This window comes from Flavobacterium cheongpyeongense, from assembly GCF_003202435.1.
Classification (GTDB): domain Bacteria; phylum Bacteroidota; class Bacteroidia; order Flavobacteriales; family Flavobacteriaceae; genus Flavobacterium; species Flavobacterium cheongpyeongense.
The window spans coordinates 67019-93092 of the sequence record NZ_QJHK01000012.1 but is presented as its reverse complement, the minus strand read 5'-3'; the positions used below and the strand labels follow the sequence as shown (position 1 = coordinate 93092).

The 26074-nt window shown below is 34.3% G+C and carries 22 protein-coding genes; 11 read left to right on the top strand and 11 right to left on the bottom strand.

Going from position 1 to position 26074, the window contains the following annotated elements; genetic code table 11:
- Positions 1-100: 100 nt before the first annotated feature.
- The 3 genes from DMB65_RS14015 to DMB65_RS14005 form a co-directional block, all read right to left on the bottom strand.
- Complete coding sequence (locus tag DMB65_RS14015) at positions 101-820, bottom strand: LytR/AlgR family response regulator transcription factor (protein ID WP_110307268.1); 720 nt, start codon at positions 818-820, stop codon at positions 101-103.
- Positions 783-1544 carry a sensor histidine kinase gene (locus DMB65_RS14010; protein WP_110307267.1) on the bottom strand — a complete coding sequence of 254 codons (762 nt, stop codon included), beginning with the start codon at positions 1542-1544 and terminating at the stop codon, positions 783-785. Before DMB65_RS14010 ends, DMB65_RS14015 begins: the two co-directional genes overlap by 38 nt.
- A gap of 96 nt (positions 1545-1640) precedes the next feature.
- Complete coding sequence (locus DMB65_RS14005; protein WP_110307266.1) at positions 1641-1970, bottom strand: DMT family transporter; 330 nt, start codon at positions 1968-1970, stop codon at positions 1641-1643.
- Positions 1971-2147: 177 nt separating this feature from the next.
- Here DMB65_RS14005 and DMB65_RS14000 point away from each other — a divergent pair, with 177 nt between their 5' ends.
- The 4 genes from DMB65_RS14000 (at position 2148) to rpoN (ending at position 9366) form a co-directional block, all read left to right on the top strand.
- A complete protein-coding gene (locus DMB65_RS14000; protein ID WP_110307265.1) occupies positions 2148-4514 on the top strand; it encodes an efflux RND transporter permease subunit in 2367 nt (788 codons plus the stop codon).
- Positions 4515-4841: 327 nt separating this feature from the next.
- Positions 4842-6035: a carbohydrate binding domain-containing protein gene (locus DMB65_RS13995; protein ID WP_110307264.1), complete on the top strand. Its 1194-nt coding sequence runs from the start codon at positions 4842-4844 to the stop codon at positions 6033-6035.
- Between the two features lie 334 nt (positions 6036-6369).
- Positions 6370-7815 (top strand): asparagine--tRNA ligase, encoded by a 1446-nt coding sequence (asnS, locus tag DMB65_RS13990; RefSeq protein WP_110307263.1) that lies wholly within the window; start codon positions 6370-6372, stop codon positions 7813-7815.
- A 90-nt stretch (positions 7816-7905) separates the two neighbouring features.
- On the top strand, positions 7906-9366 hold the full coding sequence (gene rpoN, locus DMB65_RS13985) for an RNA polymerase factor sigma-54 (RefSeq protein ID WP_110307262.1): 1461 nt from the start codon (positions 7906-7908) through the stop codon (positions 9364-9366).
- A 105-nt stretch (positions 9367-9471) separates the two neighbouring features.
- On the opposite strand, the gene DMB65_RS13980 is transcribed toward rpoN, so the two are convergent.
- From DMB65_RS13980 to DMB65_RS13970, 3 genes are all read right to left on the bottom strand, one after another.
- Positions 9472-9942, bottom strand: coding sequence for an Lrp/AsnC family transcriptional regulator (locus DMB65_RS13980; RefSeq protein WP_012022648.1), 471 nt, complete (start codon positions 9940-9942; stop codon positions 9472-9474).
- Between the two features lie 138 nt (positions 9943-10080).
- Positions 10081-10830: a uroporphyrinogen-III synthase gene (locus tag DMB65_RS13975; protein WP_110307261.1), complete on the bottom strand. Its 750-nt coding sequence runs from the start codon at positions 10828-10830 to the stop codon at positions 10081-10083.
- 14 nt (positions 10831-10844) lie between these two features.
- Positions 10845-11522, bottom strand: a complete 678-nt coding sequence (locus DMB65_RS13970; RefSeq protein WP_110307260.1) for a DUF4271 domain-containing protein — start codon at positions 11520-11522, stop codon at positions 10845-10847.
- A 107-nt stretch (positions 11523-11629) separates the two neighbouring features.
- Here DMB65_RS13970 and DMB65_RS13965 point away from each other — a divergent pair, with 107 nt between their 5' ends.
- Genes DMB65_RS13965 through DMB65_RS13955 form a run of 3 tightly spaced genes read left to right on the top strand, consistent with a single transcriptional unit; the run spans position 11630 to position 14231 of the window.
- Positions 11630-12355 carry a polyprenol monophosphomannose synthase gene (locus DMB65_RS13965; protein WP_110307259.1) on the top strand — a complete coding sequence of 242 codons (726 nt, stop codon included), beginning with the start codon at positions 11630-11632 and terminating at the stop codon, positions 12353-12355.
- A gap of 10 nt (positions 12356-12365) precedes the next feature.
- Entirely contained in the window at positions 12366-13706 is a 1341-nt protein-coding gene (locus DMB65_RS13960) for a dihydroorotase (protein ID WP_110307258.1), read from the top strand.
- A 6-nt stretch (positions 13707-13712) separates the two neighbouring features.
- On the top strand, positions 13713-14231 hold the full coding sequence (locus DMB65_RS13955) for a DUF4296 domain-containing protein (RefSeq protein WP_165834941.1): 519 nt from the start codon (positions 13713-13715) through the stop codon (positions 14229-14231).
- Here DMB65_RS13955 and DMB65_RS13950 read toward each other — a convergent pair.
- Positions 14226-15227 carry an NAD-dependent epimerase/dehydratase family protein gene (locus tag DMB65_RS13950; RefSeq protein WP_110307257.1) on the bottom strand — a complete coding sequence of 334 codons (1002 nt, stop codon included), beginning with the start codon at positions 15225-15227 and terminating at the stop codon, positions 14226-14228. The two genes, DMB65_RS13955 and DMB65_RS13950, sit on opposite strands and share 6 nt — an antisense overlap.
- 181 nt (positions 15228-15408) lie before the next feature.
- Between DMB65_RS13950 and tyrS the strand changes: the two genes are divergently transcribed.
- Entirely contained in the window at positions 15409-16704 is a 1296-nt protein-coding gene (gene tyrS / locus DMB65_RS13945) for a tyrosine--tRNA ligase (protein WP_110307256.1), read from the top strand.
- Here tyrS and DMB65_RS13940 read toward each other — a convergent pair whose 3' ends face one another.
- The 4 genes from DMB65_RS13940 to DMB65_RS13925 form a co-directional block, all read right to left on the bottom strand.
- Complete coding sequence (locus tag DMB65_RS13940) at positions 16705-17685, bottom strand: LuxE/PaaK family acyltransferase (RefSeq protein ID WP_110307255.1); 981 nt, start codon at positions 17683-17685, stop codon at positions 16705-16707.
- A 145-nt stretch (positions 17686-17830) separates the two neighbouring features.
- Positions 17831-18166 (bottom strand): T9SS type A sorting domain-containing protein, encoded by a 336-nt coding sequence (locus tag DMB65_RS13935; protein WP_110307254.1) that lies wholly within the window; start codon positions 18164-18166, stop codon positions 17831-17833.
- 108 nt (positions 18167-18274) lie between these two features.
- The gene (locus tag DMB65_RS13930) at positions 18275-19465 is read right to left on the bottom strand and encodes a hypothetical protein (RefSeq protein WP_110307253.1); all 1191 of its coding nucleotides are present in this window, start codon (positions 19463-19465) and stop codon (positions 18275-18277) included.
- A 176-nt stretch (positions 19466-19641) separates the two neighbouring features.
- On the bottom strand, positions 19642-22431 hold the full coding sequence (locus DMB65_RS13925) for a TonB-dependent receptor (RefSeq protein ID WP_110307252.1): 2790 nt from the start codon (positions 22429-22431) through the stop codon (positions 19642-19644).
- Between the two features lie 233 nt (positions 22432-22664).
- Between DMB65_RS13925 and DMB65_RS13920 the strand changes: the two genes are divergently transcribed.
- From DMB65_RS13920 to DMB65_RS13910, 3 genes are all read left to right on the top strand, one after another.
- Entirely contained in the window at positions 22665-23348 is a 684-nt protein-coding gene (locus DMB65_RS13920; RefSeq protein WP_110307251.1) for a response regulator transcription factor, read from the top strand.
- 179 nt (positions 23349-23527) lie between these two features.
- Positions 23528-24607 (top strand): sensor histidine kinase, encoded by a 1080-nt coding sequence (locus tag DMB65_RS13915; RefSeq protein ID WP_110307250.1) that lies wholly within the window; start codon positions 23528-23530, stop codon positions 24605-24607.
- Positions 24608-24774: 167 nt separating this feature from the next.
- On the top strand, positions 24775-26073 hold the full coding sequence (locus tag DMB65_RS13910) for a porin (protein ID WP_110307249.1): 1299 nt from the start codon (positions 24775-24777) through the stop codon (positions 26071-26073).
- Position 26074 lies beyond the last annotated feature (1 nt).

The window sequence follows — 26074 nt, the reverse complement described above, 5'->3', positions numbered from 1 at the left end:
TAAATTATGGGGCAAATATCAGCACTGAAAATCTAGTGAAGAAGTAAATTTACAGCTAATTTTTAATCTATGTAACAAGTCCGGAAAACTTTGTAATAAGTTAGATTTTGACTTTCTTTAAAAAGTCAGAACGATACGTTTCGCTTAGGATTAAAGAACTGTTTTTATTGTTTTTTTCTAAATGATGCAAAACAATTTCGTTGTGGTTAAAAAACTTTATCGCTTTTACCGCTACAATTTCTTTTTTATTTATGCGGCAAAAATCAGTTTCAGGTAATTCTTTTAACAGTGTCTCGAATTTAATATTTTTCAGGGTCAGAAAACTCCCGTCTGCAAGCCATACTGTTTTATCGCGGCTATCACTCACCGCCGTTTTGATGTATTGAATCTGATCAAAATACAGTAAGGTTTTTCCTTTATCGGTATTGAATTGTACGAATCTTTTAGCTGTGTGAGGTTTATTAAATCGCTCAAAAGCTTTTGAGACCGCTTTTTGCAAGCGCTCTAATTTTACTGGTTTTGTAATATAATCAACAGCATCAATGTTAAAAGCATCGGCTGCATAATCTTTATACGCTGTGCAAAAAATCACCAATTTACCCTGAATCATTTCTGCCAGATGCAAGCCGTCGATTCCGGGCATTTCGATATCTGAAATCAATAAATCAAATTCGATATCCGGAATTTCGGCCAATAGTTTTTCAGGATTATTAAACGTTTTTACGATTTCTACTTCGGGTATTTGTTCGCAAAGCATTTTCAGGTACGTTAATCCGGGCAACTCATCGTCCAGAAGCAAGCATTTCAGTTTTGTATCCAAGTAAATCTATTTTTAGATGAGCAATGTAAATATTGTTTTCTGTAAACCTTTCGAGTTTAAAGTTGTTTTTGTAAATGATTCTTAAACGGTGTTCCAAAGTTGTATTTCCTAAACCGCTTCGTTCCTTTTTCAGGACTTTTTTATCAGAAATTTTATTCGAAACCGTCATAAAAAAAGCATTGTCTTTAAACTCGAAAACAGCCGAAATAAAGGCATCGGAACTTTGAAGGTCGGCATGTTTGAAAGCATTTTCAATTAAATCGATCGAAATTAGCGGTGCCAGTAAAGCCTGATCGTATAATTTATCTTCTTTGTTAATGTTGGTTTTTATCTGCAACTCAAAAAGCGGACTGATTTTAATTTTATTGATTTCGATTAAATTCAGTGCAAAATCAATTTCGTCCTTAGCGGTGACAAATTTCTTTTTGCTTTCGTATAAAATGTAATCCAGGACATTGGCCAGTTTATCTAAAGCAAAATAAGTCTGATAGGCATGGGACTGAATCGAATTTAGGATATTTTTAAACAAATGTGGATTCAGTTTGGACTCCAAAGTCTCCAATTGCAGGTCATTCACTTTTCTTTCAAGAGCATAAAAATTCTCTTCGGCATTTTCTTTTGATTTTTTGGCTTTCATTAATTGAAAAATCATCAAACCAATAATGACAATTAGCAATATAATAATTGCTATTAGTGTAAAAGTAATCATGTTGTTTTTTTGCATCTTAATGTTTTTCAAAAGAATTATCATTCAAAAGATTCAAAGCCGATGATCTGATATAAATATTTTTTTAGATACATAATTTTCCGGCTTGTTTTTTTAATGACTCGAAACAAACTTCAACCCAATAATCGAAGTTATTAAAGTTGAAAGAAAAAATATCCTCCAGAAAGTCGCCGGTTCCTTGAAGATAAAAATTCCAACGAGAACAGTTCCTACGGCACCAATTCCTGTCCAAACCGCATAAGCAGTTCCAATTGGCAAAACCTGAGTAGCTTTATAAAGTAAAATCATACTAATAGAAAGGCAGACAAAAAAACCACCCATCCAATAAGTTGATGCCATTCCGGTTGTTTCTTTGGCTTTGCTTAAACAGGATGCGAAACCTACTTCAAAAAGGCCGGCAATGATTAATAAAATCCAATTCATTTCTTTTGTTTAAAATTGAATTACAAAGATGAGAAAAGCGGATGGCAAATCACACTTAATCTTTAAATTATCTAAATCTTACGGATGTTAATTAATGTTAACAAGTCTCAAAAACTATAGCCATAATTTATAGTTTTTAACACTTTTCACTACATTTGCAACCATTTTACAAATTTTATGAAAAACTCAATACAAGTAGGTTTTTGGGAAAAATTAGCCCGAATCATACTTAAAAACAGAATTACGATATTAATTATCCTCACAGCTTTGACTATCTTTTTGACTTTTCAATGGAAAAATCTTGCTATGACATATACCGAAGCGAACTTGCTTCCTAAAGATCATATTGCCAATAAAGAATATCAAAAGTTTCTGGACAAATTTGGCGAGGAAGGAAACCTTATTGTTATTGGTTTTAAAGATCGAAAGTTTTTTACCCCTAAAAATTATGCTGCCTGGAACGAACTGATGACAGGTTTAAAAAAATCGAAAGAAGTTGATTTGGTGGTATCTTTAAATGATTTGAAGAAATTAGAAAAAGATACCGTTAACGAAAAATTTGTTTTAGCACCGTTTATCGATCAAAGCAAAACACTCAATCCGGATTACCTAAAAAGCGTTCAGTACGATTTATTTCACAATTTGCCTTTTTACGAAGGATTGTTGTTTAACAAACAAAGCGGAAGCGTGCGCTCTGCCATTTATATGAACAATGCTTTAGTAAATACAGCGCAGAGAAAGACTTTTATTCTCGAAAATTTAGTCCCAAAAATTAATAAATTCGAAAAAACGACAGGAGTTGATCTTCGCGTTTCGGGAATGCCCTATATCAGAACTATCAATGCTGATAATATGAAAGGCGAAATTGGGCTTTTTATTGGTGCGGCCTTATTTACCGTTTCTTTAATTTTCTTTTTCTTTTTCCGTTCGTTCAGAGCGACTTTTATTTCGATTTGCATTTTGATTGTTGGTGTAATCTGGTCATTCGGGACTCTTGGATTGTTTCATTACAGGATTACGATTTTAACGGCAATTATTCCGCCCTTAATTATTGTAATCGGAATTACGAATTGTATTTTTCTGATTAATAAGTACCAACAGGAAATTAAACTTCACAACAATCAGGCAAAGGCTTTACAGCGTATTATTTCTAAAATTGGCGTTTCGACCTTAATGACCAATTTGACAACTGCAATAGGGTTTGCAACGTTTATGATTACGGGAAATGATTTACTTTTTGAGTTTGGTCTGGTAACTTCTATCAATGTTATTTCGGTTTATTTGCTTACACTTCTAATTGTCCCGATTGTGTACAGTTTTATGTCTATGCCAAACGAAAAACATTTATATCACCTGACTAAAACTTATATCTCAACATTGCTTGATTTTGTAGAAAATGTGGTGAAAAACAAACGAAAAGTAATTTATACAATTTACGGATTACTTTTGGTTTTTAGTATTATAGGCATTTCTCAAATGAAAGTTTCAGGAAGTTTGATTGGTGAAATGCCCAAAAACGCATCTTTTTTTAAGGATATTTTATTTTACGAAAAAGAATTCAACGGTGTAATGCCTCTTGAAATTATGATTGACACCAAAAAGAAAAAAGGTGTAATGAAGGCTTCAACGATTCGTAAAATGGATGAGTTGCAAAACACAATCACCGAAATGCCTGAACTGGCAAAACCAGTTTCAATTGTAAATTTAGTTAAATACTCAAAACAGGCTTTTTATAATGGTAACCCTGAATATTATCAGTTGCCAACTTCACAGGAGCAGACTTTTATTTTGAGTTATGCAAAAAATGCGACGAAAAACAGTAAGGATAATTTGATGAAAGCTTATGTTGATTCAACTGGGCAATACGCTCGAATCACCACTTTTATGAAAGATATTGGTACAGATGAAATGGCAAAAGTTGAGAAAAAACTACACTCAAAGATTGATGAAATTTTCCCGGCTGATCGTTATGAAGTAACCGTTACCGGGAAAGCATTGGTTTTCCAGAAAGGAACATCTTATTTGGTAGAAAACTTAATCGAATCGTTGATTTTTGCAATTTTAGTAATTGCCGCTTTGATGTTGTATTTGTTTAGATCGTTCAAAATGGTATTTGCATCGGTAATTACAAATGTTTTACCGCTATGTATCACATCAGGATTAATGGGGTATTTCGGAATCCCGCTTAAACCGTCAACTATTCTGGTTTTCAGTATCGCATTTGGAATTTCGGTAGATAACGCTATTCAGTTCATGGCGAAATACAAACACGACTTATTACAGAACAACGGAAAAATAAAAAAATCTGTTTTCAGTGCATTAAGAGAAACCGGAATTAGTACTTTTTATACTTCGGTAGTGTTGATTTTAGGTTTTGCAACGTTTACGCTTTCCAGCTTTAGTGGAACAATTGCACTTGGCGGATTAATATCCTGTACATTGGCGTTTGCGATGTTTGCGAATTTATTGGTTTTACCGGCTTTGGTTTTGACTTTTGAGAAGAAAAAAGCAAAAAGTGAAGATTTGGAGCTTTTGAAAAAATAGCTTTTGTAAATTCAAAAATCCTGATGTGTAGGATTACAAATTATTACATTATAAACTACAGCTTTTCGGTTGTAGTTTTTTTTTATCCGAAAAGTTTAATAAAATTCATTGATTTTAGGGTTTTTATACTCAAAATCCTCAAAATTACACAAACGGTTGTTTTTGTTTTTTGTAATTCAATAATACTTTACAAATGATTGATTATTAACAATTAAAAAAGATTAATTGAAATAAAAAAATATATACATTTGTTAGTAATATTGATTATTTACGCAATAGATTGTTTTTAAAAATTCATAAACTAACTAACCTTTAAAAAACTAACCAATGATTAAAAAACTACTTTTTTTATTTTTAGCTGCAGGATGTTTTTCATCAACTTTAAATGCGCAGAACTTAATTTTAAACGGAAATCTGGAGGCAGGAACCGGAGACGTTTTCACCAACTGGACAAAAACTAACGGAGGTGCTAACTTAACAGCAGATCTTGTAAATGTACACGGTGGTTCAAGATCTCTAAAAGCAATTTCTACAGGAGCAAATGAATACAGTGTCCAACTTCAATCTGATGATATTACTACCGTAATTGGGCACAATTATGAAGTAAGTATGTGGATAAAAGGAACTACCGGAGGAAATACAGTTCGTTTTTCAACTTCAGGAGGAACTGCTGTTTACGGATCTGCCTTTACAGTTACTACAGGATGGCAAACGTGTATTTTAAGTTTTACTGCTACTGCCACAACAACTAAGATAAATTTAGATTTAGGAAAAGGGACAGATACCTTTTATGTTGATGATGTTGCACTATATGATGTATCTACTGCACCAACCTCAGATTTTATCTTAAATGGAAATCTTGAAGCCGGAACAGGAGACACGTTTACCAACTGGTCAAAATATAACGGAGCAGCTAATCTGACAGCAGAAACGGTAGAAGTTCATGGTGGTGCAAGAGCTCTTAAAGCCATATCTACCGGAGCAAATGAATACAACGTACAACTTGTGAGCGATGCTATGAATCTGGTAGTAGGAAGGAATTATACTGCAAGTATGTGGATCAAAGCCTCTGTAGCTGGAAGCACAGTAAGATTTTCAACTACTGCTACAAGTGCGAACTATGGCCCAAACACAACAATAGGTACATCATGGCAACAAATAAGTTATACTTTTGCTGCAAAAAGTACTTCAACCAGACTTAATCTTGATTTAGGAAAAAGTACTACTACCTTCTATATAGACGACATTACTTTTATTGGAGCCAACATCACTCTGGCTAATGAAAAATTTGAAAACCAAACCAATAAAGTGGTATTTTACCCGAATCCGGTTCAAAATGATTTGAATATCAGTTCTAATGCAGCTATTAAATCTCTAATTATTACAGATAGTACCGGAAGAACGGTTAAAACGATTAAAAATGCAGAAAACATTGAGTCTGTTGATGTGTCTGCCTTAAGACATGGTTTGTACATACTTTCTACAGACACTAAGCAAAAAATTAAGTTTATAAAAAATTAAAAAAACAAAATCTCAATATAGAATTTAAATTAGATCTAAGACCTTAGGCTTTAGACTACTCAAAAAGCTACAACTCCTCCAGGTTGTAGCTTTTTTTAGTATTGGAGAATTTAAGTTTCTTATATTAAAATCATTTTTCTTTTCCATGCTCAATTGCCCTAATCACTCCTGGTCTGATAATGGCAAAACATCTTGAGGCAGGATCCGACTCCAGAGATATAACGAATAGCAGTAAATAACTCCTTACTTCTTTAACCCATGTGGCAATTACAAACAAATCGATTATATTTGCATTTCAATTGAAATACTATATAAAAATCAATTTTATAAACAAATGAAACACACAAAGGTTAAAGACTTATTAAACAGTACGACGACGCTACAGGAAGTGAATGCAAAAGGATGGGTGAGAACTTTTAGAAACAATCAGTTCATTGCGCTTAATGACGGTTCTACCATTAATAATATACAATGTGTTGTTGATTTTGAAAATACGCCGGAAGAGACTTTAAAAAGAATCACAACCGGAGCCGCAGTTTCTGTAATCGGAACTTTAGTTGAAAGTAAAGGTGCTGGTCAGAAATATGAAATTCAGGTTAACAAACTTGAAATTTTAGGAGATTCTGATGCGGAGAAATTCCCAATGCAGCCTAAAAAGCACTCTTTAGAATTTTTACGTGAAAATGCTCACTTGCGCGTACGTACAAATGCTTTTGGAGCTATTATGCGCGTACGTTCGGTATTGTCATTTGCGGTTCATAACTATTTTCAGCAAAAAGGTTTTGTGTATGTAAACACGCCGATTATCACGGGAGCAGATGCTGAAGGAGCGGGAGAAATGTTTCAGGTGACTTCATTGCCTTTGGACAATTTACCAAAAACAGAAGAAGGAAATATAGATTTCAAAAAAGATTTCTTCGGAAAACATACCAACTTAACGGTTTCCGGACAATTAGAAGGAGAAACTTTCGCAATGGCTTTAGGTCAGATTTATACGTTTGGGCCCACTTTTAGAGCAGAAAATTCAAATACTTCCCGTCACCTGGCAGAATTCTGGATGATCGAGCCGGAAGTTGCTTTCAATAATCTGGACGACAATATGGATTTGGCTGAAGATTTTATTCAGTATGTAATCAAATATGCTTTGGAAAATTGTGGAGACGATTTGAAATTTTTGGAAGGAAGACTTCTTGAAGAAGAAAAATCAAAACCTCAGGCAGAAAGAAGCGAAATGGCTTTGTTGGAGAAATTAAACTTCGTTTTGGAGAACAATTTTAAGCGTGTTTCTTACACGGAAGCAATTGATATTTTAAGAGATTCAACTCCAAATAAGAAGAAGAAATTTCAATATATCATCAACGAATGGGGAGCTGATTTACAATCAGAACACGAACGTTATTTGGTTGAAAAACATTTTAAATGTCCGGTAATTTTGTTTGACTACCCGGCAAACATTAAAGCGTTTTATATGCGTTTGAATGACAACACCGAACCAGGAAGAGAAACGGTTCGTGCAATGGACATCCTTTTCCCTGGAATCGGAGAAATTGTGGGAGGTTCTGAAAGAGAAGAGCGTTATGATGTTTTAGTCGAAAAAATGAAAGCATTAGAAATTGATGAAGAAGAATTATACTGGTATTTGGACACCAGAAGATTTGGTTCTGCAACTCACGCAGGTTTCGGTTTAGGATTTGAGCGTCTGGTATTGTTTGTTACCGGCATGACGAATATCAGAGATGTAATTCCTTTCCCGAGAACTCCCGGAAGTGCTGAGTTTTAAAAAAAAATTGTTTCAGGTTTCAAGTTTCAGGTTGTTGGACGTTCAGCACTTGAAACTTGAAACATTAAACTAAAAAGAACAAAAAAATAAATGCTTAAGCAATTTTTAAATTTAAAATTATCCCAAAAATTATCTCCACAGCAAATTCAGCTGATGAAGTTAATTCAATTGCCTACGCAAGCTTTTGAACAGCGTTTATTAGAAGAAATGAACGAAAACCCGGCTTTGGAAGCTGGTCAGGAAGACGAATACGAAGCCGACGAATTTGCTAACGAGGAATACGACGATTATGATGATGCAGAATCAGACAGAATTGAAGCAGAAGACATTAATATTGACGAATACTTAAGTGACGACGATACGCCTGATTACAAAACTCAGGTTAATAATTATGGAGACGAAGAAGAACGTGAAACGCCTTTTGCATCGCCAATTAGTTTTCATCAGGATTTAATCAATCAATTGAATACTTTTATTCTGAATGATGAAGAGCGCGAAATCGCTGAATTCCTTGTCGGAAGTATTGATGATATGGGGTACATCCGCAGAAGCATTCCGGATATTGTAGACGATATGGCTTTTACGCAGGGAATTTATACAGATGAAGCAATGGTTGAAAAAATGCTTCATGTTATTCATGAACTGGAGCCTTCAGGGGTAGGAGCACGCGATTTGCAGGAATGTTTATTATTGCAATTGAAACATAAAACCCCAACTGAATACGTGGATCTTGCGATTGATATTATCGAAAATCAGTTTGATGCTTTTACAAAAAAACATTACGACAAACTTTTACAGAAATACAGCGTTTCAAACGAGCAGCTAAAAAAAGCGATTCACGAAATTGAAAGACTCAATCCAAAACCAGGAGGATCTTATACAGGAAACAACAAGGTGACCGAAAATGTAGTTCCGGATTTTGCGATCAGAATTATTGACAATGAATTAGAACTGACCTTAAACGGACGAAATGCACCCTCTCTGCACGTTTCTAAAGATTATCAGGAAATGATGCAGACCTATAAAGATTCCCGTGATAAATCGACTGCGCAAAAAGATGCGGTTCAGTTTATCAAACAAAAACTGGATTCCGCAAAATGGTTTATCGACGCGATCAGACAACGTCAGGAAACACTTTTTGTAACGATGAATGCGATTATGCATTATCAGGAAGAATTCTTTTTAGACGGCGATGAAACCAAACTAAAACCAATGATCTTAAAAGACATTGCCGACATGGTTGGTTTGGATATTTCGACAATTTCGCGCGTAGCCAACAGCAAATATGTAGAAACGCCATACGGAACAAAACTGATCAAGGAGTTTTTCTCTGAAGCAATGAAAAACGATCAGGGAGAAGATGTTTCGACTTTAGAGATCAAAAAGATCCTTAAAAACACCATTGAGGAAGAAGATAAAAGGAAGCCCCTTCCGGACGATCAGCTGGCGGAAATCTTAAAAGAAAAAGGCTATCCGATTGCGAGAAGAACAATTGCTAAATACCGGGAACAATTGGATATTCCGGTGGCAAGAATGAGGAAAAAGATCTAATCGCTATTTATAAAAATCAAACCCGACTGATTAATTTTTAAATCAGTCGGGTTTCATTTTTTATGGGTTTTAAATGTCAAATTACCCCATTATCATTATCTAATTTTAAAGCTGAATCTGCCTGTCAATCTGCTGGTCAAGTGAGATAAAGGTTTCTGTTCTTGATACGCCTTCTATTGCCTGAATTTTGGTGTTTAAAAGCTGCATTAAATGTTCGTTGTCCCGACAGATGATTTTAATCAAAACCGACCAGTTTCCGGTGGTGTAATGGCATTCTAAGACCTCAGGTATTTTTCGCAGTTCTTTTACCGCCTCAGAGTTTCGTGAAGCTTTATCCAGATAAACCCCAATAAATGCCATGGTGTTGTAACCCAGGACTTTAGGGTTTACGGTGAATTTTGACCCCGAAATAACACCCGATTGTTCGAGTTTTTTCAAACGCTGATGAATTGCAGCTCCTGAAATACCAATTTTGTTTGCAATTTGCAAGATAGGTTTTCTTGCATCATCCATTAAATAGCGAAGAATTTCTTTATCGATACCGTCAATTTCAATTAGGAGAGAGTTGATTTTCATGAATTACGATTTGAAACTAACAGAGGTTATTTGGTATAGAATAGAAATCAAATATAGTTAAAATGTTTTAAAAAGAAAATTCCAAATCCCAAATGATTAGTTTGGAATTTGGAATTTAAATAATTTAAGGATGTAGGTTTATTTTCCTTTATTTGCATCAATAATATATTTTTCTAAAGCCATTGTCATAGATGGTGTTTCTGGTGTAGGCGCAAGAATATCAATTCTCAAGCCATGATCCAACGCTTCTTTTTGGGTTGTACTTCCAAATACTGCTATTCGGGTATTGTTTTGTTTAAAGTTAGGAAAGTTCTTAAACAATGATTTGATACCTGTCGGACTGAAAAAAGCCAGTACATCATAATAAACATCGGCTAAATCAGATAAATCGCTCATTACAGTTCTGTAAAAAACGGCCTGGGACCAATCTACTTTCAAGGCATTGAGTGTAACAGGTGCATCTGCATTTAACTGGTCAGATGCAGGAAGCAGGAATTTTTCGTCTTTGTACTTTTTGATAAGTGGGGATAAATCCGCAAAATCTTTAGCACCAACGTAAATTTTACGTTTTCTGTATACTACATATTTTTGCAGGTAAAAAGCAACTGCTTCAGACTGACAAAAATATTTTAGACCTTCAGGGACTTTGTAGCGCATTTCGTCAGCCACCCTGAAAAAATGATCAACCGCATTTCGGCTCGTTAAAATAATTGCAGTGTAATGATTAAGATCTATTTTTTGTAATCGGATCTCCTTTGCATTAACCCCCTCCACATGAATGAAAGGTCTGAAATCAATTTTTATTTTGTGTTTTTGTTGGAGCTCAAAGTAAGGAGAATTTTCCACTTTAGGTTCAGGCTGTGACACCAAAATTGTTTTCACTTTCATATTATAAACATTTACTAAGCCACCTCTTTTGTTATCCAGTAATAAAGGAAATAATAAGGGGCTATTTCAAGAGTGCAAAGATATAAAATAAAATAAAATAATTTATTGATTATTGTATTTTGATAAGTTTTAATTGAAATAAAATAGGAAAACATACTTATACATGCCGAAAGACCGATTATAGTTAGCGGTATGAGTTTAGGAACATCGTCGTAGTAAAATAAAATAGCATTAACAGGAAGGATTAAAAGACCAATATAGCTCCTGTATGTTACTTTTTGTAAGTTAAAAAGATCTACAAACTCATTAATGTTGAATGAAGTTCCTATTATTTTTTCAATTAAATATTTTACTAATACGAAGTAGGTCAAAAAAGTGACAATCCGGGTAAATAGTATCCAGTCTGTTTTTTCTGTTTTTACCGGAAATTCAAAAATATGCATTGTCAGTTGTATGAAAAACGCATATGAAACAATTTGCACAAAAAATATGGCAACGGTAAAGCTACTTTTCAGATGTGAAACGTCCCGGTAAATTTTAACGTATTTATCTGAGAAAATAAGTTTTGTAAATTCACTGAACCGGTTTTCATAAGCTGATTTAGTAATAGCAACAATGGCAAAAGTCAACACAAACAACAGTGTTGCCCAATCTTTGTTCTCTATAATTCTGGGATGGAGCTGTTCAATCATAACGATACAAAATTAGTAATTTTTTGGCTCAATACTTTTATTATAGATTTATTATGAAACATGTGCTATAAAAAAGTTTACTTTTGCGGTGAAATTACGCAGAAAAAATGAATGATTGTATTGTCATAATTCCAACTTACAACGAAATCGAAAATATTGAAAGCATAGTACGTGCAGTGCTTTCGCAACATAAATCCTTTCATCTTTTGATTATTGATGATAACTCCCCTGATCATACCGCTAACAAGGTTATTGTACTTCAGGACGAATTTCAGGGAAGATTGTTTCTCGAAAAAAGGGAAAAAAAATCCGGTCTAGGAACAGCTTATGTGCATGGTTTTAAATGGGCTCTTGAACGTAAATATGATTTCATTTTTGAAATGGATGCTGATTTTTCGCACAACCCAAATGATCTTGAAAAATTATATGACGCCTGTCATTTTGGAGGTGCTTCTTTAGCAATAGGATCCCGCTATGTTACTGGGGTCAATGTGGTAAACTGGCCTTTAAGCCGAGTGCTAATGTCATATTTTGCCTCGGTTTATGTAAAGTTTATTACCGGAATGAAAATTCACGATGCTACTGCAGGTTTTGTATGTTATAAAAGAGAGGTTCTGGAAAAGATTAAACTTGATAAAATTAAGTTTGTTGGATATGCTTTTCAAATTGAAATGAAATATAGAACTTATTGTGCTAAATTTGAAATAACAGAAGTTCCGATTATTTTTACTGACCGTACGAAAGGAGTATCAAAAATGAGCAATGCTATTATTAAAGAAGCGATACTTGGAGTTATTTCTCTTCGATTAAAAAAATTATTCAATACACTATAAACGAACGGCGATGAACAGGATTTTAATCAAAAATGCTAAAATTGTAAACGAAGGATCAATTTTTGAAGGGGATGTTTTAATAGAAAACGACTTAATTGTTGAAGTGGCAGATAACATCAGTCTGAAATCATCCGATTGTAAGGTGATAGACGCAGAAGGAAATTATCTGATTCCCGGTGCAATTGACGATCAGGTACATTTTAGAGAACCAGGATTAACACATAAAGGAGATATTGAATCTGAGTCCAGAGCTGCTGTTGCCGGTGGAATTACTTCTTTTATAGAACAGCCTAATACGGTTCCGAATGCAGTTACGCAGGAAATTTTAGAAGATAAATATCAAATTGCCGAAGTAAAATCATTTGCGAACTATTCGTTTATGATGGGAGCAACCAATGACAATCTGGAGGAAGTTTTAAAGACAAATCCAAAAAATGTTGCGGGAATCAAGATTTTTCTGGGTTCTTCAACCGGAAATATGCTGGTAGATAATGAAGTAGTCTTAGAAAAAATATTCTCAAGTACACCAATGCTGATCGCTGTTCATTGTGAAGACGAAACAACGATCCGGAATAACCTGATAGAATTTAAAGAGAAATACGGTGATGATGTTCCTGTAACGGCTCATAACCTGATCAGAAGTGCTGAGGCATGTTATATATCCTCTTCAAAAGCAGTGGCTTTGGCCAAAAAAACAGGAGCAAGACTCCATATTTTTCATCTTTCGACTGCCAAAGAAATGGAATTGTTTACAAATAAAATTCCGTTGGAAGATAAAAAAATCACAGCTGAGGTTTGTGTGCATCATCTTTGGTTTACCGATGAAGATTACAAAACAAAAGGGAATTTTATTAAATGGAATCCAGCTGTAAAAACCGATAAAGACAGAAAAGAACTCTGGAAAGCCTTAAACGACGGGCGCATAGATGTTATTGCAACAGATCATGCACCGCATACCAAAGAAGAAAAACATCAATCGTATTTAAAAGCGCCTTCAGGTGGGCCTCTGGTTCAGCATGCCGTTATTGCGATGTTTGAAGCCTATCATCAGGGAAAAATCACTGTTGAAAAAATCGTCGAAAAAATGTGCCATAATCCGGCTAAGATTTTTAAAATCGAAAAAAGAGGTTTTATCAAAGTTGGCTATTACGCTGATTTGGTTATTGTGAATCCAAGCTTGCCGTGGAGTGTCAAACCTGAGAATATTTTATACAAATGTGGCTGGTCTCCTTTTGAAAATTTTACATTCAAGTCAAGAATCACACATACTTTTGTAAATGGTGAAATGGTGTATAATAACTTTAAAGTAAAAGATGTCCGTGCCGGAAAACGATTATTATTTAACAGGTAAATTGATATGAAGAATTTTGTATTTGTAATATTGGTTTTATTTTTTTCTGTAAGTTGTAAAAAAGAACTGGTCAAAGAACCTGCAAGACTTATTGCGAAAGAAAAAATGATGGATATTATATATGATTTGTCTCTTTTGGAAGCTATAAAATACCAGCAACCTTTATCCCTGGACTCTGTAGAATCAAGTCCTGCTAAGTTTATTTTCAAAAAATACAAGGTTGATAGTATTCAATTTGCCAAAAGCAATATGTATTATGCCGCTGATTATGAAAGTTACAAAGAGATGTTTGATGAAATAAATGCAAGGCTAGAAAAAGAAAAAAAGAATACAGAAATAAAGCTGAAAGCGGAAGAAAAAAAGGCGGCTAAAGCTAAAAAGGTATCCGATGCAAAAAAAGCAGCAGAAGCAAAAAATAATAAACTAAAAGAAACCTTTGAAGATTCTGTAAAAAAGAAAATTGTAAAAAAAGTGAATATCGATTCTATAAAAAGAATGAGACGACTTGGTCATAAAGGATTATAACTTCGAAAAATCTTTTACATATTGATGAACATCTGAAAAAACCGTTCCCAGAGCGGTTTTTATTTTTTCATTAGAGTACAGGTGTTTAGAATAAGATGCTTTTGCTGTTGCGCGGGTAAGACTTCTTTTTTGAAATAATAAAGTTGAAAATAGGCTATCTGCAATCCAAAGAAAATTCATAAATAAAGGAGTTGCGTGAATTGTCGGTTTTTTTACTTTTAAAACTTGGGCAATTGTGCTTAATATGTCGCTGAAAACAATATTATCTGCAATTAGCGTAAAACGTTCGTTTTTTATATCGCTTTTCATTAACTCCAAAGCAATTCTGACCACATCATTTATAGTGATAAACCCAGTATTTCCAAGAGTGTAAAATGAAAGTCCGTTAGCTACTTTTGCATACAATTCATTACTTCCGTGTTCAAAAATGGATCTTGTTGAAGCAGGGGCTAAAATAACGCCCGGATTTATGATCATTACATCTAAGCCCTCCTGGACTCCGCGCCAGACCTCCATTTCGGCACCGTATTTTGAAATGGCATAGTCACTGTGTGGTTTTTCCGGATTCCAGTCGGTTTCTTCGGTAATATAAGTTTCATGTTGAGGCAAATCTCCCAAAGCAGCAATAGAACTTACAAAACAAAATTTCTTTACTCCTTTGGCTAAAGAAAAATTAACCATGTTTGCCGTTCCCTCAATATTGGTTTTTCGAAGTGCGTCTTCATCCTTTGGATCAAAAGAGATTAATGCGGCGCAATGATAAACGTACTCTATTCCGATAAAAGCAGTTTCAAGGGAAGGTACATCTAAAATATCGGCTTCAAGCCAATTGATTTTTTCGAATAAATCGCCTTTTTTATACAATTCAAAAACCGATTTTGTTTTTTGGATATTTTTTAGATTTCGGTAAATCGCCTTTACATTTTCTTCATTTTCAATTAAATGAAGCAATAAATGTGCGCCAACTAAACCGGTTCCTCCTGTTACTAATATCATTTTGTAAAGATAACTTTTTGCTTGAAAGGTGCAAATTTACAGAAGATCAAAGTTGAAAAGGTTTTTAATTTTAGAATTACTTTTTAAGATTACCCATTGAAATTGTTATTGCCATTGATTTTTGCCATTGAAATTGAAATTGCCATTGACATTGATTACATTTGCGCAAAAATATTTTAAAATGAAGAATCTAGTTGAAGAATTAAAGTGGCGCGGTTTGTACCATGATAGCATGCCAGGAACGGAAGAACAATTGCTAAAAGAGGTAACATCGGCTTATATTGGTTTTGATCCAACGGCAGATTCGCTGCATATTGGCAGTATGGTTCAGATTATTTTGTTGGTTCATTTAAAAAATTTTGGTCATCAGCCCGTTGCTTTAGTGGGTGGTGCAACCGGAATGATTGGTGATCCTTCCGGAAAATCTGATGAAAGAAATCTGTTGAACGAAGAAACTTTAGCTAAAAATGTTGCAGGAATCAAAAGTGTTTTATCGCGTTTTTTAGATTTTAATTCAAATGAACCAAACGGACCAATCATGGTAAATAACTATGACTGGATGAAAGAATTCTCGTTTATTGATTTTGCCCGTGAAGTTGGAAAACGTATTACGGTAAATTATATGATGGCGAAGGATTCTGTTAAAAAGAGAATTAACGGAGAGGGTGAAGGAATGTCTTTCACAGAATTCACCTACCAATTAATTCAGGGATACGACTTTTATCATTTATATAAAAACAACAACTGCCTTTTGCAAATGGGAGGTTCTGACCAATGGGGGAATATTACCACAGGTACAGAATTAGTACGCCGAATGGGTGGCGAAAATGCAAAAGCTTTTGCGCTGACAACACCTTTAATTACAAAAGCGGACGGATCTAAATTCGGGAAATCTGAAGGAGGAAATGTCTGGCTGGACGCTGATAAAACTTCGGTTTACAAATTCTACCAGTTTTGGGTCAACGCTACAGATGCTGATGCTGAAAAATACATTAAAATATTTACTTTTTTAGATAAAGAAACGATCGATGCATTAATTGCAGAACATCAGGCAGCACCGCATTTAAGGGTTTTGCAGAAGAGATTAGCAGAAGAAATTACGATTTTTGTTCACAGTAAAGAAGAATTAGAAAAAGCGATTCAGGCTTCGAATATTCTGTTTGGAAATTCTACTGCAGAAGATTTAAAACAATTGGATGAAGCTACTTTCTTAGAAGTTTTTGACGGAGTTCCTCAGGCAGAAATTGCAAAAGCAGATTTAGAAAACGGATTGGATATTATCTCAGTTTTAAACGAAAAAACAGGTTTCTTTAAATCAAACGGAGAAGCAAGACGTGCTTTAACAGCAAATTCAATTTCAGTAAACAGAGAAAAAATTAAAGAAGATTTTGTATTGACTACAAATGATTTAATCAACAATCAGTTTGTTTTATTGCAAAGTGGAAAGAAAAATTATTTTGTGATTCGGGTGGTTTAATTACAAAACCATCAAATTACACCCACGAATATCAGAATTATCAAAACGTCCCAATACTTCAAAAGAGTTGTTGGGATTTTTTTTGCCTAAATCTTGCGTAGCGATAAATGAGCAGGAATTGATGTTGGCTAAATCAATAACATTGATCCCACCTGTTTTTCCGTCTTTTACATAAGTGAGGGCATCTTCGGGATCGCGAACTAAAATGTGCATCCATGACGGACATTCAAAAATACCTTCACCAAGAGAATAAGCTTGTGCCAGAAGTTCTGTCATGCCATATTCAGAATGAATGGCTGAAACGCCAAAACCTTTGCAAAGCTGGTCGTGTAGTTCTTCCCGAATCATTTCTTTACGTTTGCCTTTCATTCCTCCGGTTTCCATAATAATAGTATTCTGAAGCTGAAATTTATGTTTTTCGATCAGGTCTAATAAGGCGTAAGTGACCCCAATTAGAATTACATTTTGTCCGGATTCGTCTAAAGCAGTCAGTTTTTTAATTAAGTCGTCGTGATTGTGTAAATAAAAGCCACTTTCAGGCTGACTGGAGAGTTTTATTAAGTCTTCGACCATGTAAATAAGCGAAGATCCCTCGCGTTCGAGATAGGACGGTAAAAGGGCTAAAACAACGTAATCTTCGATATTGCCGTAAAACTGTGAAAATCCGTTGCGGTAACTTTCTTCGTAAAGAGAAACATCGGTTACCAAGTGTCTGCTGGTAATCATTCCGGTAGTTCCGCTGCTGGTAAAAGTTACCTGAGCAAAATCTGTATTGGATACAACTTCGTGGCTTTTGAAAAACTGAATAGGTAAAAAAGGAATTTGTTCTAATGATTTTACCTGCTGTGGATTTACTTTTAAGAAATCACAGAAATCACGATACACTTTATTATTCTCGTGCTGAAAGCGAAACACCTTAAGTGCTTTTTTTTCAAATTGTTTTTGATTCGAAATGGTAAAGATATCGTTGGCTGTGTTCAAAACTTTTTTTGTGCAAAGATATTATTTTTAGTTTTTAGTCACGGTTTTCCATCACGGTTTTCAAGTCACCTTTTTAACGGTTTTACAAAATTGAAAACTGTGACTGAAAACTAAAAAAGCTCCACAAGGAGCTTTTTATATTGTTTTATCGAACAATTAGTTTTCGTGTCGCCGAACTGCCTTGTTCACTTATTTTTATGATGTAAACTCCAGGAGTTAAATCAGGAATGTTTAGCTCTTTTGTAGTTAAATGTACCTGAAGAACTTTTTTGCCTAAAACATCAAATATAATAATTTCTTTTTCCAGATCATTTTTGGAGGTAATATATACTTTTCCATTTACCACAGGGTTAGGATACAAGCTTAAACCCTCTATAGGAGTACCCTGAGTTTTTGGCGTTGCTTTACTGTCTTGTGCTGAGACACTTAAAGTAAAGAAAAAAGCCAGTAAGAAAGTAATATAAAAGTAGTTTTTTGCCATCGCATCATTTTAGATATCGTAAATATACAAAAAAAAGTTTTCAAAAATTACCCCCAAAAAAAAACATCCTAAATATTTAGGATGTTTTTAACAGTTTATAAGTAAATCTTATAATTTTTCTAATAAGTTTACACCGTCAACAATTGCCCATGCACCAGGAGTTAAAGCAGCTCCGGTTGCTGTTGTACTTGTTGTAAAATTTCCTTCAGGGAAAGTAATTGTGAAACCTGTTGCTCCAGTTCCTGTTAAAGTAGTAGCTGCATCTTCAATTTTTGCGTTCAATATTTTAATTTTACCACCTGCTACTTGGTTAGTATTTGTAGTTGATTCCTGTATTCTAACTGCAACTGCATTAGTTGTAGTGTATCCTGATATTACAATATTAGAATATTCACCGTTTCCTTCTTTTTTGAATTGGATTGCGTCATATTCTACAGAACCTGCAGCTTCAGTTGTTGTTCCGACAGCTCTTCTTAAAGTAATGTTAGAAACTTTAGGGAAGAAGGCATTGTTGACACTTTTTGCTTCGATTTCCATTCCGAAGTTTCCTGCACCTGTTTGGTAAGCATACCAGTTAGTGTTAGACTGACCTTGCCATCCATCTTGCCAGTCAAAAGAATCATCTGTATTACCGTAAGAAACTAGGTTTTTACCACTTACAGTTCCACCATAAAACTCGAAACCATCATCAGCTCCTTTGTAAGCTACTAAATTTTCTAAAACCGTACCAGAACCAACAGCGTAGAAAGAAAAACCATTCATTTCTGAGTTACCATCTAAGATTTTCTTTCCGGCATATTCAACACGAACATATTTTAGTGAACCACTGCTGTGAGTGGCATTTGAGCCTCCATAAACAATGTTCGTACCGTCTTCTGAAGTTGCTGTTGTAATTGGAGTACCGTCAGCTGTTTTTCCGGAAACGATTGGTGCATCACCAAATATGATAATTCCACCCCAAGATCCTGGAGTTTTAGATTTTTCTGTAAAAACAACTGGTTCTGCAGCTGTTCCTGCAACAATTAGTTTTCCATCTTTTTCTACTAATAAAGCATCAGGTCCGTTTGTTGCATCTGCTGTAATAACTGATCCAGCTTCAAAAGTTAAAGTTACATCTTTCTTTACTCTTACGGTTCCACTTATTGTATAGGTACCTTTGATATATGTTTTTGAAGCAGTAATGTCTCCTGTGATTTCTCCAGAACCTGATACAGGAGGAGTTACAATATCATCATCGCTAGAAGAACAACTTGCGAAAATTAAGCTTAAAAAAGTAAGACTGATTGCTATTTTTTTCATTTTTTAATGATTTTGATTATGTTTTTTTTGTGTTATTATTTACTTCAAAAGTACTGTCGTGATTCTTAAATTTAGTTAGCTAATTGTTATCAAAGTATTATATAACAATCAATTTGATGTAAAATTTATGTTACGTACTTAAATAAAAAAAGAGCCGTAAAGCTCTTTTTTGTTCATTAAAATGTGTATCCGATATTTACTGAGAATCCAACTCCTTTTTTATATTCACGAAGTACTAATGAATCCTCGGTGATGTCTATAGTGCTGTTTTTTCCTAATTCTTTTCTGTAATACGGATTGAGTAAATTTTCTGCTGAAAATTTTAAATCGATGTTTTTAGAAAGAGTGCTTGACCAGACAAAATCTAATTTGCTAAATGATTTTTCATAAATATGATCCATTCCTGATGAACCTACTGCAAAAATTCTGTCTCCGTAAACATTGTAAACCAATGTCATTGTGTTTTTCCACTCTTTGTTCAAAGTAAACTCATATTTCAGGTCTGTATTAATCATCCAGTTTGAAGCTCCCTGAAGTTTACGGTTTTTGCTGTTTTCTAATTCATTCCCTTGTTTGTTCAAATCAATTTTTACATCAGTATTCATTAATGAAGTATTGAATCCAAAAGTGAAGTTAGACAATGACTCACTAATTCTGTTTAAAGTTAAAATCATTTCGATTTCAGCACCATAAATTACAGCTTGTTCAGAGTTTTTGAAAGTTGTAATTTGTCCTCCACTATTTGCAGTTGGTTTAAAAACTCTCTCGATCGGATCTTCAATTAATTTTCCGAAAGCTCCAATGGCAAAAAATTCTTTGCTGTTAGGGAATAACTCATATTTAAAGTCTACATTGTAATTATTGCTGTTCAATAAATTGGAATTACCACTTACTGAAGTCGCATCCGGGTTAATATAGTTGATAGGCAACAATTCCATAGCAACTGGTCTTGTAATGGTTTTGCTTACAGAAGCACGCAGATTGCTGTTCTCGTTTACGGCATATTTAGTATTTATCGACGGCAGTATGTCTAAACTTTCATCCGTTTTTTTGCGATAAGCGCTTCCAAATGGATCCCCCTGCTCTCTGTACTTAATCTCACGAGTAGAATTTTCAGCTCTAAGACCCGCATTTAAATCCCATTTTTCTCCAAAAGTATAGTATAAATTGAAGTATCCGGCATTTACAAACTGATTCAGTTTTACCTTGTAGTCTCCATTGGATTCTTCCTGAACATATACAATTCCGTTGTTAATATCATCATTGATTAGCGCACTGATGGTGTTTAAATCAGCGGTGTAATTTTTCTCTAAGTTTCTTCTTCCGGAAAAGAAACGGTAACTTGATTGCATGTCGTTTAGAAAATTATTATATCCAACAGATAAATTGTTTTGTTTTTCTTTATTTCCAAATTTCAAATTATATTCTGCTAAAGCAGAGAAGTAAAAGTTTCCGTTTACATCTAAGTACTGACGGTTTAAGTTGTTTCCTCCGTAGGACATGTTGATTTCGGTATCACTCACTTTCTGACCTGTAATGAATTTTCTGTCCGGCTGCTGAAAACCAGTTTTCACATAAGATCCTCCGGCTTTTATAGACTGTTTTCCGTCTTCTGTCAATTTATAATCTCCAAAAAGCTGAGTATTCCAGTATCTGGATTCTTCAAATTGATTTCCTCTGATAAGATTGTTGGTTACATTTGCCAAACTGTTGGTATATCCTAACTGATCCTGAATGATGCTTTCGGTAGCCTGAATAAACAAACTTGTAAAGTTCAGGTTCAGTCTGTTTGTCTTATATTTTAAGCCTGCTAAACCAGAAAAAGTAGTTTGATAAGCATATTGTGTGTTATACAAATTATTATCATAATTACCCTGACCTAAGTTAAAAGTTCTGTCAACTCCTTCTCTGAAAACATATTTATTATCAAAGTTAAAAGATATGATGTAACTAATGTTTCTTTCTTTTTCAAGATCAAATTTTTGTGAATGTAAAAAACCAATGCTTGAATTTAATGGACTTGCAGTTTCATTAACATCCCAGTTTTTATCATCATAAGCATTGTGATATTCATCCGGGGATAACTTTTTTCCGTTAGGGACAGAGCCGAAAACTCCAGACAATTCTCTGTCTTTTCCAATTAATCCGAATGTACCTTTTGTACTGTTCGCATCATCTGAAAGTAAGAATTTTTTAAGATTGTTATTTGTAGTATATCCAAAACCTATATTAAGTTTGGTTATGTTTTTAGGCTGTGTAGTTTCTATATTTACTGTTCCTCCTGCAAAATCACCTGAAATATTCGAGTTGAATGTTTTGTAGATATTTAAAACTCCGACAATATCGGTCGGAAATAAATCCAATGGAATGATTTTCTTGAAAGGGCTGTTTGATGGCGTCTGTAAATCATTAACCAGTAAATTATTGTAACGGTCTTCAAGTCCTCTGATAAATAAACCTCTTCCGTCTACTTTGGTAATTCCGGTTACTTTTGTTAATCCATCCTCAACGTCGCTAACTCCTTTTCTGGACATTTCCTGTGCTCCGATACTTTGTTTAATAACCACAGCATTTTTTTGTTCCAAAAGCAAAGCAGTTTCTTTTTCTCTGTTTCCTCCAGACGATTTTACCACCACATCCTTCAGTGTATAGCCGCCAGCTGATAACACCTGGTTAACAGTAACTGTTTCATTTGCTTTAACAGTAACAGGTTTTTCTACAGATTCGTATCCTACGAAACTAAAAATAACAGTATACGTTCCCGGATTTACAGATAGGGAATATTTCCCTTCAATGTCAGTGTTGGTGCTAATGTTTGTTCCTTTAATTAAGATATTTGCAAAAGGAAGTGATTCATTATTCGTTTCTTTGTCGGTTAATACTCCAGAAATTGTACCTTTGTTTTGCGCGACCGAAATGGCGCAGATAAATAATGCAATTAATAGAAATCTTAAATTGAATTTCATTTCAGTGTTGTGTTTGATTTATTTGGGTGCAAAGAAATACATACACTGTAAAGTTCATGTTAGCTACTTGTTATGTTTTTGTGTCTTGCAGTTTATCAAATTGTTACCAAATTAAATTACCGTTAACACGACTTTTTAACCGTTGTTTTTATATTATATTTACCATCGCAATTCAAAAACATCAAATATGTAATAAAGAAAATTTGATGTAAAAAATTCAATTTTTGCTATTTATGAAAAAAACACAAACCAAGATTTTATTAGTCGACGATGAACCGGATATCCTTGAAATTGTTGGCTATAACCTTGCCCAGGAAGGCTACCAGATTGTAACAGCTTCAAATGGAAAAGAAGCAATCGCAAAAGCTCAAAAAGAATTGCCAGAACTTATCATTATGGATGTCATGATGGCTGAAATGGATGGAATGGAAGCGTGTGAACACATCAGAAAAATTCCGGAACTAAATAACGTTATCATAACATTTTTAACGGCAAGAAGCGAAGACTATTCTCAAGTAGCTGGTTTTGATGCAGGTGCTGATGATTATATTACTAAACCAATTAAACCAAAAGTACTAGTAAGCAAAGTGAAGGCTTTGTTAAGAAGGCTAAAAGAACAAGAAGTAGTTACCGATACCTTAAATGTAGGCGGAATCGAAATTAACCGCGAAGAGTATAAAATCATCAAGGATAATATTGAAATTTCACTGCCCAGAAAAGAATTCGAATTGTTTTATTTGCTTGCTTCAAAACCCGGAAAAGTATTTAAAAGAGATGAAATTCTGGATAAGGTTTGGGGAAATGAAGTGGTTGTTGGCGGAAGAACTATTGATGTGCATATTCGAAAATTACGCGAAAAAATTGGCGAAGACCTTTTTAAAACCATAAAAGGAGTTGGCTATAAGTTTGAAGCTTAAACATTCTAATAAATTTAAACCAAAAGTGATATAAGTTCGTTTAAATTTATATTTTGTACTCAATCAAAGTCAATCTTTGTCAAAATCTAAACTTTGACAAAGATTGACTTTTTTCAATGAACTTATATCACTTAATATGAAAAAAATGACACCTTGAATCTTATTATTTTAAAATAGCAATGAAAATCAATTTCAAGAAAACCTACAAATTTGCTATCAAATCAGCGTTGTACATCAGTCTTTTTACAACTGGATTTGTCTTGCTGCTGATGAATATGTTTTATAAAAATCAACTAAAATATCAGGTTGGGTTTGGAATAATTTTTATAATTTCAGTTTATATTTTTTCTTTTTTAGTGTTGCAATATCGTGTTGAACGTTTTATTTACAGAAGGGTTAAGAAAATCTACGATGAGGTTTCGTTGCTTGAATCTACGAAACTTATCAATCAGCCAATAACTACTGACATGGAAACACTTTCGCGGGAAGTGAAAAAATTTGCAACCGACAAAAAACTCGAAATCGAAATGCTCGAAATCAGGGAACAATACCGAAGAGAGTTTTTGGGGAACGTCTCGCACGAACTTAAAACTCCTTTATTTACAGTTCAGGGATATATTTCGACTTTGCTGGACGGTGCAATGGATGATAAAACAATTAGAAAGAAATATTTAAAGCGAGCAGAAAAAGGAGTAGAACGCCTGATCTACATTGTTGAAGATCTGGATATGATTACCAAATTAGAATCAGGAGACTTAGATTTGAATATTACTGAATTTAATATTGTTAATCTGATTCAGAATGTTTTTGATTTACTGGAAATGAAAGCTGATAAAAAGAAAATCAAATTAGCATTCGAAAGCAAGAACGTATTATCCTTAATAGTAAAAGGCGATCAGGACAGAATACAACAGGTTTTGGAAAATTTAATCGTAAACTCTATTAAATACGGAAAAGAAGGAGGCTTGACTGAAGTGGGAGTTGTGAATCTAACCAAGAAAAAAGTTTTAATCCGTATTAGTGATAATGGAGAAGGGGTAGAGAAACAAAATATTCCAAGGCTTTTCGAACGTTTTTACAGAGTTGATAAAAGCGGAACCCGTTCTGAAGGCGGTTCTGGTTTAGGTTTAGCAATTGTAAAACACATTATTGAAGCTCATAAAGAAAAAGTATATGTAGAAAGCGAGTTCGGAATTGGTTCTGAGTTTTCTTTCACGCTTGAAAAAGCGAATAAAATAACAAAAGCTGAGGTTAAATAATTGTAAGCTCTGTTTTCTCAAAAGCTGTAAAACAACGATTTTAACATTAAATCAACATAAGGCTTTTGCTCATAACATTAAATTTTTATTATGATAACATCTTGTTAATGATTTCTTAACACAGGTAGACGCATCTTTGCATCCTGAAATTAAGGACGTAAGAAAAAATGATAAAAAGAACAATAATGGCAGTTTTAGTACTGTTTGGCTGCGGAGCAAATGCGCAGGAATTAAATAAGCAGGATGTTAAAAAGGAAGTCATGCGTATTTTAGATTCTATTAATAGGGCAAAACTCCCTGAAACTAAATCTGGTGGCGGTATTGAAGAACACTGGTATGACAAAATATCTTTAAGAGGATATGCACAAGTAAGATACAATGGCTTATTTTCTACCAACGATAAAGTTTCGTGCGACCAGTGTGATAAATCCTGGGGGACAACTTCTACTGCTCCGGATGCAAAATCAAACAACGGACTTTTTATCCGTCGTGCACGTTTAGTATTTTCAGGTCAGGTACATCCAAATGTTTTTTTCTATTTTCAACCGGATTTTGCCAGTTCACCAAGTAGCGGAATTCAAAATTTTGTTCAGATTCGTGACTTATATTTTGACCTTTCGTTTGATAAAAAAAGAGAATATCGTATACGTATCGGACAGAGTAAAATTCCTTACGGATTCGAAAACATGCAGTCCAGTTCCCAGCGTCTGACTTTAGACCGTGCCGATGGAATAAACAGTTCAATAGCAAACGAACGTGATTTAGGGATGTTTTTTTACTGGGCACCGGCAGAAATTAGAAAACGTTTTGAAATGTTAGTAAAAAATGGCTACAAAGGCTCTGGCGATTTTGGGGTTTTTGCTTTAGGGGCATACAATGGACAAATTGCAAACAAAATTGATGGCAACAGAGATTTAAATGTGGTTGCAAGAGTTACCTACCCATTTGTTATTGGAAACCAGATTATCGAACCGGGAATTCAGGCTTACAAAGGAAAATGGGCTTTTACCGGCGAAGTTTCTTCTGGAGTTGTGGTGAATGACGATCCTAAATATATAAAAGACGAAAGGATAGGAGCCACTTTTGTTTTGTATCCAAAACCTTTTGGGATCCAAACGGAGTATAACATTGGAACAGGTCCCCGCTATAATCCAGCCACCAACACTATTGAGGTAACCGATCTCAATGGAGGTTATGTTTTATTAAATTATAAGTGGGACATAAAAAAACAGTATATTTATCCTTTTGCCAAATTTCAATATTATGACGGAGGAAAAAAATATGAAAAAGATGCCAGAAGTTACGTAGTAAGAGATTATCAAATTGGTGTTGAATGGCAGCCAATAAAAGCGTTCGAACTAACGGCAGAGTATGTTATTGCCGACAGAACATTTGAAGACAGCGCACTTCCAATTAACAGACAGCAGGGTAATTTACTACGATTACAGGCACAGTTTAATTTCTAAT

Excerpts from the sequence above, each read along its gene's own strand:
- DMB65_RS13965 (WP_110307259.1), top strand. The coding sequence starts at position 11,630 with ATGAATGATTGTATTGTCATAATTCCAACTTACAACGAAATCGAAAAT.
- DMB65_RS13920 (WP_110307251.1), top strand. The coding sequence starts at position 22,665 with ATGAAAAAAACACAAACCAAGATTTTATTAGTCGACGATGAACCGGAT.
- DMB65_RS13955 (WP_165834941.1), top strand. The coding sequence starts at position 13,713 with ATGAAGAATTTTGTATTTGTAATATTGGTTTTATTTTTTTCTGTAAGT.
- DMB65_RS13915 (WP_110307250.1), top strand. The coding sequence starts at position 23,528 with ATGAAAATCAATTTCAAGAAAACCTACAAATTTGCTATCAAATCAGCG.
- DMB65_RS14005 (WP_110307266.1), bottom strand. The coding sequence starts at position 1,970 with ATGAATTGGATTTTATTAATCATTGCCGGCCTTTTTGAAGTAGGTTTC.
- DMB65_RS13995 (WP_110307264.1), top strand. The coding sequence starts at position 4,842 with ATGATTAAAAAACTACTTTTTTTATTTTTAGCTGCAGGATGTTTTTCA.
- DMB65_RS13970 (WP_110307260.1), bottom strand. The coding sequence starts at position 11,522 with ATGATTGAACAGCTCCATCCCAGAATTATAGAGAACAAAGATTGGGCA.
- DMB65_RS13925 (WP_110307252.1), bottom strand. The coding sequence starts at position 22,431 with ATGAAATTCAATTTAAGATTTCTATTAATTGCATTATTTATCTGCGCC.
- DMB65_RS13950 (WP_110307257.1), bottom strand. The coding sequence starts at position 15,227 with ATGATATTAGTAACAGGAGGAACCGGTTTAGTTGGCGCACATTTATTG.
- DMB65_RS13910 (WP_110307249.1), top strand. The coding sequence starts at position 24,775 with ATGATAAAAAGAACAATAATGGCAGTTTTAGTACTGTTTGGCTGCGGA.
- DMB65_RS13980 (WP_012022648.1), bottom strand. The coding sequence starts at position 9,942 with ATGAAAATCAACTCTCTCCTAATTGAAATTGACGGTATCGATAAAGAA.
- DMB65_RS14000 (WP_110307265.1), top strand. The coding sequence starts at position 2,148 with ATGAAAAACTCAATACAAGTAGGTTTTTGGGAAAAATTAGCCCGAATC.
- rpoN (WP_110307262.1), top strand. The coding sequence starts at position 7,906 with ATGCTTAAGCAATTTTTAAATTTAAAATTATCCCAAAAATTATCTCCA.
- DMB65_RS13930 (WP_110307253.1), bottom strand. The coding sequence starts at position 19,465 with ATGAAAAAAATAGCAATCAGTCTTACTTTTTTAAGCTTAATTTTCGCA.
- DMB65_RS13975 (WP_110307261.1), bottom strand. The coding sequence starts at position 10,830 with ATGAAAGTGAAAACAATTTTGGTGTCACAGCCTGAACCTAAAGTGGAA.
- DMB65_RS13960 (WP_110307258.1), top strand. The coding sequence starts at position 12,366 with ATGAACAGGATTTTAATCAAAAATGCTAAAATTGTAAACGAAGGATCA.
- DMB65_RS14010 (WP_110307267.1), bottom strand. The coding sequence starts at position 1,544 with ATGCAAAAAAACAACATGATTACTTTTACACTAATAGCAATTATTATA.
- DMB65_RS13935 (WP_110307254.1), bottom strand. The coding sequence starts at position 18,166 with ATGGCAAAAAACTACTTTTATATTACTTTCTTACTGGCTTTTTTCTTT.
- tyrS (WP_110307256.1), top strand. The coding sequence starts at position 15,409 with ATGAAGAATCTAGTTGAAGAATTAAAGTGGCGCGGTTTGTACCATGAT.
- asnS (WP_110307263.1), top strand. The coding sequence starts at position 6,370 with ATGAAACACACAAAGGTTAAAGACTTATTAAACAGTACGACGACGCTA.